The following is an 11,310-nucleotide window of genomic DNA, read 5'->3' as shown; positions in this document are numbered from 1 at the left end:
ATAGGGGCAGTACAACGTGGTTAGGCAAAGGACACTAACCCCGCTTCTTGTAGCAGTTGAGCAGTCTCGTAGAGGGGCAAGCCCATCACGCCACTGTAGCTACCCTCTAAGTGCTCTACAAAGGTGGCTGCTAGGCCTTGTATGCCGTAGGCACCGGCTTTACCCATACAATCACCGCTTGCGCAGTAGGCGAGGATTTCTGCCGTAGAAAGTGCTTTAAATCGTACGTGACTGGTAGAGATGCTACGAAATTCTAATTGGCCGTGTACTAATACTACCGCTGTATGCACGTGGTGGGTTTGGCCCGATAAGCGTGTCAGTATGCTGGCCGCATGCTCAGGGCTATCCGGCTTACCCAATACATCGCCTTGCAGTTCCACCGTGGTGTCAGCGCACAAGATGGCTTGCCCAGGCATAATGAGTTGCTTGGCATGTAAGTACACCGTGGCGCGTTGGGCTTTTTCTTGCGCCGTACGGCACACGTAGTCCAGCGGAGACTCGTTGGCATAGTGTGGCTCGTCCTCGCCTGGGGGCGAAGGGATATCCACCACACGATGTTCTATGCCTGCTTGTTGTAGCAGTTCGTGCCTACGTGGGCTGGCAGAGGCCAGTAATAAGGGGTGTGCGAGTTTATACATGCGGGTTAGGTTACTTGCAGTATTTTCATGCCATTAGTGCCGCCTTGAGGGCAGTACAAATCGCCTTGAGTCAAAATCACCCAGTCACCAGGGTGCACAATCTTGTGTGCGACTAGGCAACTGATGGCGGCTTGGTTGACATCTTCTGGAGCGTAAGCGGCCGCATCAAAGGGCATGCTGTAGACACCACGGAAGAGGGCAGCACGGTTCTGTGTGGATTCGTGTCGGGTGAAGCAAAAAATCGGTACGCTAGAACGTATACGCGACATGATTAGCGGTGTACGCCCACTTTCGCTTAGGCTGATAATGGCCTTAATACCGGGGAAATGGTTGGCGGCATACATGGCCGATAGGGCAATGGTGTCGTCACAGCGCTCAAACCGTTCCCATAAGCGGTGCTGGGAGCGTTTGTTCACGGGTTCTTGTTCTGCCCCTACGCAAATGCGTGCCATGGCTGATACGGCTTCTACAGGGTATTTGCCCGCGGCACTCTCGCCAGACAGCATGACGGCATCGGTATGGTCTAACACGGCGTTAGCCACGTCTGACACTTCCGCTCGTGTAGGAATAGGGCTGCTCACCATGGATTCCATCATTTGCGTAGCGGTGATCACCAGTTTGTTTAGGGTGCGTGCATGTTGAATGATGCGTTTTTGTATGCCCACTAAACGGGCATCGCCCACCTCTACTCCCAAGTCACCGCGTGCCACCATCACAGCATCGCTGGCCGAGATAATGTCATCTAAGGCTTCGTCGTCTGCTACGGCTTCGGCGCGTTCAATTTTGGCGACAATCCATGCATTGCTGCCAGCTTGCTGTACTAGCTCGCGTGCTTGTTGCATGTCACGGCCATAACGAGGGAAGGATACAGCGATGTAGTCTACTTCTAGCTCGGCTGCCAGCAGAATATCGGCGCGGTCTTTGTCTGTGAGGCTGGGAGCAGAAATGCCACCACCACGTCGGTTGATACCTTTGTGGTTTGACAGTTCACCACCAGCAGTAACGGTGGTGTAGACGGCATTATTTTCTACTTTATCTACCTGCAGAATAATTCTACCGTCGTCTAGCAGCAGTTCATCGCCGGGAGCGCAGTCTTGTACCAGCGGTGGGTAATCAATGCCGACGATGTCTGCATTGCCAGCATCGGCTGGATGGTCATTAGACAGTACAAAGGCTTGCCCATTACTAAGCTCTACGCGTGTATTGGCAAATCTAGCAATACGAATTTTAGGGCCTTGCAGATCACCCATTAAGGCAACGTAGCGACGGTGTCGCTTCGCAATGTCGCGTACCAGCTTGGCTTTTTGTCGATGATCATCAGCGGTGCCGTGTGAAAAATTCAGGCGGGCAACATCCATGCCGGCCAGAATCAGTTTTTCAATCACATCAGCAGATTCTGACGCCGGCCCTAGGGTGGCGACAATTTTGGTACGACGTTTGGACACAAGCACTCCTCAACTACGATGATAGGGATGACCAGTGAGCATGGACCATGCTCGATAGATTTGCTCTACCAGCAAAATACGTACCATGGGGTGGGGCAAGGTCAACGACGAGATACGTATCTGCTGCTGACATTGTGCCTTAAAGCTGGGGTCCAAACCATCTGGCCCACCGATGATAAGGGCTATATCGCCGGCCTTATCTCGCCAGGTTTCCAGTTGAGTTTTTAGGTGTTCGGTGGTGAGGTCTTTGCCGCGCTCATCTAAGGCAATACACCATGCCCGTTCGGGGATGGCCGCTTGTATGCGCTTGGCCTCTGCTTGCATCATTTGTGCAGGTGTTTTGCCACTGGTGCGGGGCTCGGGTTTGATTTCTTTCAGTACGACGGCGTAGTCCGCAGGCATACGTCGCGCATAGTCATCCCATGCCTGTTCAACCCAGGCTGGCATGCGCGTGCCTACAGCAATAACATGGATTTTCATGAGAGAGTGTGGTCGAGGCATCAGCGTGATGTGATGCCCCGTAGAGTGTGATTAGTCTTCGTCAGACTGATCGTGCTGGAAGGGTTCGTGCAGTACTGGACGGGTGGACTCAGGAAGCAATGTAACGGCAACAGGTTTGTCGCCCCAGATTTCTTCCAAGTTGTAGTACTGGCGAATCGTAGGCTGCATACAATGCACAACGATGTCACCCAAGTCTATTAGTACCCACTCACCGGTGTCTTCACCCTCGTGAGCCAAAACTTCCATGTCGTTTTTCTTGGCTTGTTGGATGATGTGACTCGCCAATGCGCGAGTTTGACGGTTGGATGTACCACTGGCGATGATGACGCGGTCAAACAAGCCAGTTAGGTGTGTGCTGTCAAATACGCGAATGTCTTGTGCTTTAACGTCTTCCAAGGCGTCAATCACAACGCGTTGCTGTTTTTCAATATCTTTCATAAATCAGTATCTGTTGAGTTGGCCGCTTGGCGATAAAGCCCTTCAGCCTGTATGTAATGGGCCACGGCAGGATCCAAAAAATGGCTTGGATCTTGTTGCAATGCCAGTATGTGGCGAATGTGACTGGCCGAAATATCTATAGGGGGAAAGTTTAGCTGATGCAGAGTTTTGTGCTGCTTCTGCAGTTCTGCAGCTAATGCTGCGGGTGTGTTATAGGAAGACCCGGGGCGCTTGGCTACAGCTAGCTCTACATGTTCCAGAATTTCTTGCCAGTGGTTCCAGCTACAAAAGTTCTGTAATTGATCAGCACCCAATATCCAGTAGTATACCGGTCCTTTGGGTAGCTCGCGCAAGGTGTCTATCGTATATGTTGCACCGCCACGGTCTATTTCACTACGGTTAATGTGTAGTTTTGGGTTGTGCGCACAGGCAAGTTCCAGCATGTGCAGGCGTTGTTCAGGGCTAGCCGCCAAGGGGGCGCGTTGCCACGGATTGGCGGCGGCAATGAGCTGAAGAGAGTCAAGGTTCAGCTCGGTGAGTGCGCGCTCTGCCAGAGCAATGTGAGCTCGGTGTACAGGGTCAAAACTGCCACCGAGTAATCCTATGTGTTGCTGATTAGCCATTCGCGAGGTTTAAGAAAATCAGCCAATTTGGCTTCAGGAGTACCGGCTTCAGGAGCCCATTGGTAACGCCATTTCACGATGGGAGGCATGGACAGCAAGATGGATTCGGTGCGGCCACCGGATTGCAATCCAAAGAGTGTGCCTCGGTCGAAGACTAAGTTGAATTCTACGTATCGGCCACGGCGGTAGGCTTGGAAATCGCGCTCACGTTCGCCATAGCTGAGGTGACGGCGTTGTTCCACGATGGGGATGTAGGCTTTAAGGAAGTGATCCCCCACCGATTTGACCAACTCGAAGCTACGCTCAAAGCCTTCTTCGTTCAAATCATCAAAGAAAATACCACCAATACCACGTGTTTCGTCACGGTGTTTGAGGTAGAAATACTCATCGCACCATTTTTTATAGGCGGGGTATTTCTGCTCACCAAAGGGAGCCAATGCATCGGCGCACTTTTGATGAAAATGCACAGCATCTTCTTCAAAAGGGTAATAAGGGGTTAGGTCTAGGCCGCCACCAAACCAAAATATGGTTTCTTCGCTTTCATGCCTAGATTCGGCGATGAATAAGCGCACATTCATGTGCGTAGTGGGGACATAGGGGTTGTGTGGGTGTAGAACCAGCGATACACCCATGGCTTCCCATGGGCGACCGGCTAGTTCTGGACGCTGTGCTGTAGCAGAAGGGGGGAGTGTTTTGCCTTTCACGTGGCTAAACAGTACGGCTCCCCGTTCAAACAGGTTGCCGCATTCTATGTAGCGTGACACACCGCCGCCGCCTTCCTCGCGCTCCCACTGATCCGATTGGAACTTGCAGCCATCGGCCAGTTCCAGATGTTTCACAATACGCTGTTGTAGGTCCAGAAAATACTCTCGGACATCGGCGACGGAATGATTCATGCAAAACCCTCTTGTACAGACTTAGGACGCGTCAGTGCTGGGGATAGCACGCCAGCCAATATCGCTACGGAATTGTTTACCATCAAACTGGATTTGAGCCGCGGCCGCATAGGCTTTGTCTTGCGCGCGGCGAATGGAATCACCCAGCGCAGTCACACACATGACACGACCACCAGAGGTCAGTAATTGACCATCTACCAGCTCAGTACCGGCATGAAACACCATGCAGTTGTCGTTGTCTTCTGGCAGTTGCTGGATCACATCGCCTTTGCGTGGGTTTTCTGGGTAGTTAGCAGCAGCCATCACTACGCCCAAGGCGGTGCGACGATCCCAGTCGATATTAGCTTCGTCAAGTTCGCCAGCGATGGCTTGTTCAAGCACTTCGCTGAAGTCGTTTTTGATGCGCATCATGATGGGTTGTGCTTCTGGATCACCTAAACGGCAGTTGTACTCCAGCACTTTCAGAGGGCGAGTGCTGTCTGGGCCATCGCCAATCATCAGGCCAGCGTACAAGAAGCCGGTGTAAGGAATACCGTCTTTTTCCATACCTTGAATAGAAGGTAGGATCACTTCACGCATGATGCGGTTGTGCAAGGTAGGGGACACAATAGGGGCAGGGGAGTAAGCACCCATACCACCTGTGTTTGGACCTTCGTCGCCGTCTTTCAAGCGTTTGTGGTCTTGGCTGGTTGCCAGAGGCAACACGTTTTTACCATCACACATGATGATGAAGCTGGCTTCTTCGCCAGTCAGGAACTCTTCCACCACCACACGCGCACCGGCGTTACCAAACATACCGCCGCCCAGCATATCGTCAATCGCTGTCAGGGCTTCGTCTTCGGTCATGGCGACAATAACGCCTTTACCGGCAGCCAAGCCATCGGCTTTAACAACAATAGGGGCGCCTTTTTCACGTACGTACGCTTTGGCAGCTTCTAGGTCGGTAAAGGTTTGGTATTCGGCTGTAGGAATCTGGTGACGTACCATGAACGCTTTAGCGTAGTCTTTGGAGCTTTCTAGCTGAGCTGCAGCTTGGCTGGCACCGAAGATCTTTAGCCCTGCGGCACGGAATGCATCCACTACACCAGCCGCCAGAGGGGCCTCAGGGCCAACAACGGCCAGTGCAATGTCTTCGTTGCGGGCAAATTCTACCAACTGGTCTACATCGGTAATAGGTACGTTTTGTAGACGTTCGGCAGTTGCCGTGCCCCCATTACCAGGAGCAACAAACACCGTGCTGACACGTTGTGATTGGGCGAGGCGCCAGGCCATAGCATGTTCACGGCCCCCGCCGCCAATGACGAGTAACTTCATAGGATTTCAGAGAAAAAGGGGCTGGATGCCCCACAGGGTTAACAGGATTATTCGGTTTCATCCATGACGGCAGTGGTGTAAACCTCTTGCACGTCGTCTAGGCCCTCTAGGGCATCTAGCATTTTTTGCATTTTTTGAGCGTCTTCGCCGTCTAGTTCGGTCTCGCTCAGTGCTTTCATGATGACATCACTGACTTCGGGTTCTAGACCGGCGTCTGTAAATGCGTGTTTGACAGCTGCGTAGTTGGAGGGTGTGCACACAACTTCGATCAGACCTTCTTCATCGGTCATGACGTCGTCGGCACCAGCTTCTAAGCCCACTTCCATGATTTTGTCTTCATCGGCGCCTGGGGCAAAGAGAAACTGCCCACAGTGTTGGAATTGGAACACAACTGAGCCATCAATACCCAGATTTCCACCATGTTTGCTAAAGGCGTGACGTACATCGGAAACCGTGCGCTGACGGTTGTCGGTCATGCAGTCCACAATCACAGCTGCACCGCCAATGCCATAACCTTCAAATCGGATTTCTTCGAAGTTAGCGCCATCTGTGCCACCGGCGCCACGTTGTATGGCACGGGTAACGTTGTCTTTAGGCATGTTCGCCGCAGCCGCTTTTTCAGAGGCCAAACGCAGGCGGGGATTGGAGTCGGGGTCAGGCCCACCTTCGCGTGCTGCAACGGTGATTTCACGGATGATTTTAGTCCACAGCTTGCCGCGTCTGGCATCTTGACGCCCTTTGCGGTGCTGAATATTCGCCCATTTACTATGTCCGGCCATAACTTCGTACCAATTTAAAAATTAGAAAATTTCGTTTCAGATCACTATTTTAACCTGTGCGCAAAACTTCGCCTGCACTACACTGGCAGCATCAGGTACCTGTAGTATATAGCAGGCTATTTTTTATCTGGGACTGAGTCATGGCAGAAACAATCAATCTTGCACGAGGAAAGGCGGCTGAGGTTGTGCTGTTGCCGCGTATGGCAAATAGGCACGGCTGTATTACCGGCGCGACGGGGACAGGGAAAACAATTAGTTTGCAGCTGATGGCTGAGGCTTTTTCCCGTCAAGGCACTGCAGTTTTTGTGGCCGATGTCAAAGGTGATTTAAGCGGTATTGCAATGAAAGGGGAGACCAACCCTAAACTGGAAAGCCGGTTACAAGAGTTGGGTTTGCCTACCCCTGAGTTCGCGGCGAACTCTGTGGTGTTTTGGGATGTGTTTGGTAAGTCAGGCCATGCCATTCGTGCCACTGTGTCCGACATGGGGCCTATGCTGTTGGCCCGTATTCTGGAATTAAACGACACCCAAGAAGGCGTTTTAAATATTGCTTTCCGTTTGGCGGATGACGAAGGTCAACTGCTGTTAGACATGAAAGACCTGCGTGCCATGTTAAATCATGTTACTAAGCGAGCAACCGAGCTACGTGCCGCGTACGGTAACGTGTCGGCCGCTTCGGTGGGGGCGATACAGCGGGCGTTGTTGCGCTTAGAAAGCGAAGGTGCCGAGCAGTTTTTTGGTGAGCCTGCTTTGGATATTGCCGATTGGCTTCGTACCGATGCGCAAGGTAAAGGCATGATTAACGTGCTGGCAGCAGACCGTTTAATTCAGTCGCCTAGGCTGTATTCGGTGTTTCTGTTGTGGATGCTGGCAGAACTGTACGAACGCTTGCCTGAGGTAGGAGATCTGGACAAACCCAAGTTTGTGTTCTTCTTTGATGAAGCCCATTTGCTTTTTAATGAAGCTCCTAAAGCGCTAATAGAAAAAATTGAGCAGGTGGTGCGCTTGGTGCGGTCCAAAGGCGTAGGCATTTATTTTGTCACGCAAAACCCCTTGGATATTCCCGATGCAGTGTTGGGGCAGCTTGGGCATCGCGTGCAACACGCCTTGCGTGCCTATACGCCACGAGATCAAAAAGCGGTGAAAACGGCTGCACAAACCATGCGCCCCAATCAAGGCTTGGATATAGAGGCTGCTATTACCGAACTAGGGGTAGGAGAAGCGCTGGTTTCTATGCTGGACGAGAAAGGTATTCCTACGCCTACAGAGCGGGTATGGATGTACGCGCCGGGAAGTCGTATTGGTCCTGCGTCTGAGCAAGAAAAAGAGCAGGTGCGTGCTGCATCGTTGTTTGGTTTGAAATACGACACCAGCATCGATCGTGAATCTGCTTACGAGGTATTGGCTAAACAAGGTCAAGAAGCGGAACAGCAAGCGCAGCAGGCCTCAGAGCAAAGCTCGGGTCTGATGGGGGTGTTGAACGATTTTCTCTTTGGCTCTACAGGGCCGCGTGGTGGACGCAAAGACGGCTTGGTGCAGTCCACCATTAAGTCAGAGGCTAGACGAGGCGCCACGAAGCTAATACGTGGCGTGCTGGGTTCGTTAATGCGTAAGTAAATGCCGCTTTAGGCTTGGTCGGGCTTACGTAGGCCCGACCACACTATAGCCCCTACTATGATGGTGCCGCCTAAAATGGCTTGAATACTGGGGTATTGCGCAAACAGCAGGGCCGCAAAGGCAATGGCATAAATAGGTTCTAGCGCAATGATAATGCCGGCGCTGCGTGCATTGATTCGGGTCAGGCTGGACACCAATAAATAATGCGAAAGCGCTGTGCAGAATATCCCTAGCATGGCCATCCAGAACCAATCTGCCGCAGACGGTTGACCCAGATATGGCAGTGCAAAGGGCAGGCACAGCAGCATTACAAAGAGATTTTCCCAATAGGCTACTTGCATCGCTGGAATGTGCGAGGCCGTACGCCGGTTGATGATGGTGAACAGGGCAAAGGTAAAGCCTGATAGCACAGCCCATAGCAAACCTATGGTGGCCTCGGCGGCTAAATCAAACTCGGGGGTGACCAAGACCAAACCAAAGGTGACCAGCGCGAGAATCAACCATTCGTCGGTACGCACGCGTTCGCGTAATACCAACCATTCTGATAGCGTGATGAAGGCGGGGAAACTAGCAAACCCTAAGGTGGCGATGGCAATGCCCCCCACTTTGACGGCAATAAAAAAGCTCACCCAGTGTATGGCCAGCATAATCGAGGCCAGCAGCAGTACCCCTAGATCTTTTTTCTGTAACCCTTCGCTGAGTTTTCGGCCTTGGTAACGGATGATGGCAAACAACACGATCACCGCGAAAAAAGCCCTAAAGGTGGTGATCATAATGGGATCACTTTTAATCAGTTCGCCAAGGATACCGGTAAGACCAAAAAGCACGGCAGCAAGGTGGCTCTGAAAGAGGGCGCGTTGATGAGTCATTGTCGAATGCGGGTGAACAGGGTAGATTTAGGGGTTGAATAGCAATGATGCTCAGATCATAACGTGAGACAGAAGGAGTTCGTCATGGGAACAGAAGTCAACGCAATACGCATAGAGAAAAATGGTGGCCCCGAAGTGCTGCAATGGGTATCCATTCCTTTAGCGGCACCGGCTGACAATGAAGTGTGTGTTCGACATAAAGCCATTGGCCTGAATTTTATCGACATTTATTTCCGTGATGGTCTCTATCCTAACCCGTTGCCACATGGCCTGGGTTTTGAAGCTTCGGGTATTGTGGAAGCTGTTGGTAAAGATGTACACCATGTCAAAGTGGGCGATAGAGTGGCTTACGGACAAGGCCCGTTAGGCGCCTATGCCGAGGCGCGTAATATCCCTGCCGATCGTGTGGTGCGCTTGCCTGAAGGCATCAGCTTTGAGGAAGGTGCTGCCATTATGCTTAAAGGGCTAACGGTGCAGTACCTGTTACGCCAAGTGTATGACCTGAAGAAAGGTGATACGGTGCTGTTTCATGCAGCGGCAGGTGGGGTGGGCTCGTTGGCGTGTCAGTGGGCCAACGCCATGGGGGTACGCGTGATAGGTACAGCGTCTAGCGCCGAAAAAACACAAATGGCTAAAGACAATGGTGCGTGGGCAACGATCAACTACAGCACTGAAGATGTGGTGCAACGCGTACGTGAGTTAACGGATGGTGCAATGGTTCCCGTCCTGTATGACGGCGTGGGTAAAGCAACGTGGGAAACGTCGTTGAAGTGCTTGCGTCCACGAGGTTTGTTGGTGAGCTTTGGTAATGCTTCGGGGGCGGTAACAGGGGTGAACTTAGGCGTGTTGGCTCAGCATGGTTCGCTGTACGTGACCCGACCTATTTTGGCGAGTTTTGTGCCTACCTTAGAAACCATGCAGGCCGCCGCAGACGATTTGTTTGCACAGATTTTGCAAGGCAACATCAAAGTGGATATTGGTCAGCGCTTCCCATTACGCGATGTGGCGAAGGCACATGAGGCCCTGGCATCCAGAAAAACGGTGGGTTCCACTATTTTGACGTTGGAATAACCTTCAACGTATAGAAAAAGGCCGGGTGCTGTGATGCACTCGGCCTTTTTTACAGCCAGCCTAGTCGTGATAATAACGAGGCTGGCATATCACGTATAGCGCGATATTAGTTGGCAGCTTGGTGGTATTGCTGCAAGCGCTCAACTTCTTTTTTAGAGCCCAGAATCACACCGGTGCGTTGATGCAGGTGCTCGGGTTGCAAGTCCAGAATACGTTGGCTGCCGTCTACCGAGGCACCACCTGCTTGTTCTACCAAGAAGCTCATTGGGTTTGCTTCGTACATCAAGCGCAATTTGCCATGGCGCACAGACTCGCGATGATCGCGAGGGTACATAAAGATACCGCCACGGTTCAGAATGCGGTGCACGTCGGCGACCATCGAAGCAATCCAACGGGTATTGTAGTTCTTGCCCAGAGGGCCTTCTTTACCGGCCAAACATTCGTCGATGTAGCGTTTAACGGGGGCTTCCCAGTGACGCATGTTAGACATGTTGATGGCGAATTCTTGGGTTTCTTCTGGGATGCGGATGTTTTCTTGTGTCAGCAACCAAGAGCCTGTTTCGCGGTCTAGCGTAAAGCCTACTACGCCCTGACCAATAGACAGAATCAACATGGTTTGTGGGCCGTATACGGCATAACCTGCGGCGACTTGCTGTGTACCTGCTTGCAAGAAGTCTTGCTCGTTAGCTGCACGACCTTTAGCGTTTTCAGGTTGGCGCAAAATGGAGAAAATCGTACCAATGGATACGTTGACATCGATGTTGGAAGAGCCATCTAAAGGATCAAACAACAGCAAGTAGTCGCCTGTGGGGTAGTGCGCAGGAATAGGATGTGGCAGTTCCATTTCCTCTGATGCCATACCGGCCAAGCAACCAATCCACTCGTTAGCATCTAGCAGCATTTGGTTGGAGATTACATCCAGTTTTTTCTGAATTTCACCTTGCACGTTTTCGGTGTCTTGGCTGCCCAGCACATTACCCAATGCGCCTTTGTTCACGGCTTGTGCAATAGCTTTGCAAGTGCGTGCAATGGTTTCAATTAGCAAGCGCAGTTCAGTGGGAACGTTTTGGTTCTGACGTTCTTGTTCAATCAGATATTGAGTCAGGTTTTTTTTCAACGT

The 11,310-nt window shown here is 51.8% G+C and carries 12 protein-coding genes; 2 read left to right on the top strand and 10 right to left on the bottom strand.

Annotated features, from left to right (window positions below; all coding sequences use genetic code 11):
* Window positions 1-20 precede the first annotated feature (20 nt).
* From GY634_RS06480 to GY634_RS06445, 8 genes are read right to left on the bottom strand one after another with little or no spacing between them, the layout of a single operon-like run.
* Window positions 21-638, bottom strand: coding sequence for a Maf family protein (locus tag GY634_RS06480; RefSeq protein WP_166407725.1), 618 nt, complete (start codon window positions 636-638; stop codon window positions 21-23).
* 5 nt (window positions 639-643) lie between these two features.
* Window positions 644-2,083 carry a pyruvate kinase gene (gene pyk, locus GY634_RS06475; protein ID WP_166407724.1) on the bottom strand — a complete coding sequence of 480 codons (1,440 nt, stop codon included), beginning with the start codon at window positions 2,081-2,083 and terminating at the stop codon, window positions 644-646.
* A 9-nt stretch (window positions 2,084-2,092) separates the two neighbouring features.
* Window positions 2,093-2,563, bottom strand: coding sequence for a 23S rRNA (pseudouridine(1915)-N(3))-methyltransferase RlmH (gene rlmH / locus GY634_RS06470; protein WP_166407723.1), 471 nt, complete (start codon window positions 2,561-2,563; stop codon window positions 2,093-2,095).
* A gap of 51 nt (window positions 2,564-2,614) precedes the next feature.
* Window positions 2,615-3,022 carry a ribosome silencing factor gene (gene rsfS, locus GY634_RS06465; protein WP_166407722.1) on the bottom strand — a complete coding sequence of 136 codons (408 nt, stop codon included), beginning with the start codon at window positions 3,020-3,022 and terminating at the stop codon, window positions 2,615-2,617.
* Window positions 3,019-3,645 carry a nicotinate (nicotinamide) nucleotide adenylyltransferase gene (gene nadD / locus GY634_RS06460; RefSeq protein WP_166407721.1) on the bottom strand — a complete coding sequence of 209 codons (627 nt, stop codon included), beginning with the start codon at window positions 3,643-3,645 and terminating at the stop codon, window positions 3,019-3,021. Before nadD ends, rsfS begins: the two co-directional genes overlap by 4 nt.
* Window positions 3,624-4,541, bottom strand: coding sequence for an oxygen-dependent coproporphyrinogen oxidase (hemF, locus tag GY634_RS06455; RefSeq protein ID WP_166407720.1), 918 nt, complete (start codon window positions 4,539-4,541; stop codon window positions 3,624-3,626). The genes nadD and hemF overlap by 22 nt, the downstream gene beginning before the upstream one ends.
* Before the next feature lie 21 nt (window positions 4,542-4,562).
* A complete protein-coding gene (gene purD, locus GY634_RS06450; RefSeq protein ID WP_166407719.1) occupies window positions 4,563-5,855 on the bottom strand; it encodes a phosphoribosylamine--glycine ligase in 1,293 nt (430 codons plus the stop codon).
* 47 nt (window positions 5,856-5,902) lie between these two features.
* Window positions 5,903-6,634, bottom strand: coding sequence for a YebC/PmpR family DNA-binding transcriptional regulator (locus GY634_RS06445; RefSeq protein WP_166407718.1), 732 nt, complete (start codon window positions 6,632-6,634; stop codon window positions 5,903-5,905).
* Between the two features lie 140 nt (window positions 6,635-6,774).
* Between GY634_RS06445 and GY634_RS06440 the strand changes: the two genes are divergently transcribed.
* Window positions 6,775-8,250 carry a helicase HerA-like domain-containing protein gene (locus GY634_RS06440; RefSeq protein ID WP_166407717.1) on the top strand — a complete coding sequence of 492 codons (1,476 nt, stop codon included), beginning with the start codon at window positions 6,775-6,777 and terminating at the stop codon, window positions 8,248-8,250.
* A gap of 8 nt (window positions 8,251-8,258) precedes the next feature.
* Here GY634_RS06440 and GY634_RS06435 read toward each other — a convergent pair whose 3' ends face one another.
* Window positions 8,259-9,119: a DMT family transporter gene (locus tag GY634_RS06435; protein WP_166407716.1), complete on the bottom strand. Its 861-nt coding sequence runs from the start codon at window positions 9,117-9,119 to the stop codon at window positions 8,259-8,261.
* Between the two features lie 84 nt (window positions 9,120-9,203).
* Here GY634_RS06435 and GY634_RS06430 point away from each other — a divergent pair, with 84 nt between their 5' ends.
* Window positions 9,204-10,190, top strand: coding sequence for a quinone oxidoreductase family protein (locus GY634_RS06430; RefSeq protein WP_166407715.1), 987 nt, complete (start codon window positions 9,204-9,206; stop codon window positions 10,188-10,190).
* A gap of 106 nt (window positions 10,191-10,296) precedes the next feature.
* Here GY634_RS06430 and GY634_RS06425 read toward each other — a convergent pair whose 3' ends face one another.
* Complete coding sequence (locus GY634_RS06425; RefSeq protein WP_242683627.1) at window positions 10,297-11,307, bottom strand: class 1 fructose-bisphosphatase; 1,011 nt, start codon at window positions 11,305-11,307, stop codon at window positions 10,297-10,299.
* Between the last annotated feature and the right edge of the window lie 3 nt (window positions 11,308-11,310).

The organism is Paenalcaligenes suwonensis (genome assembly GCF_011290505.1).
In the GTDB taxonomy this organism is placed as follows: Bacteria; Pseudomonadota; Gammaproteobacteria; order Burkholderiales; family Burkholderiaceae_B; genus Paenalcaligenes; species Paenalcaligenes suwonensis.
Note: the sequence above shows the minus strand (reverse complement) of the source record. Positions and strands in the feature narration are given on the sequence as shown.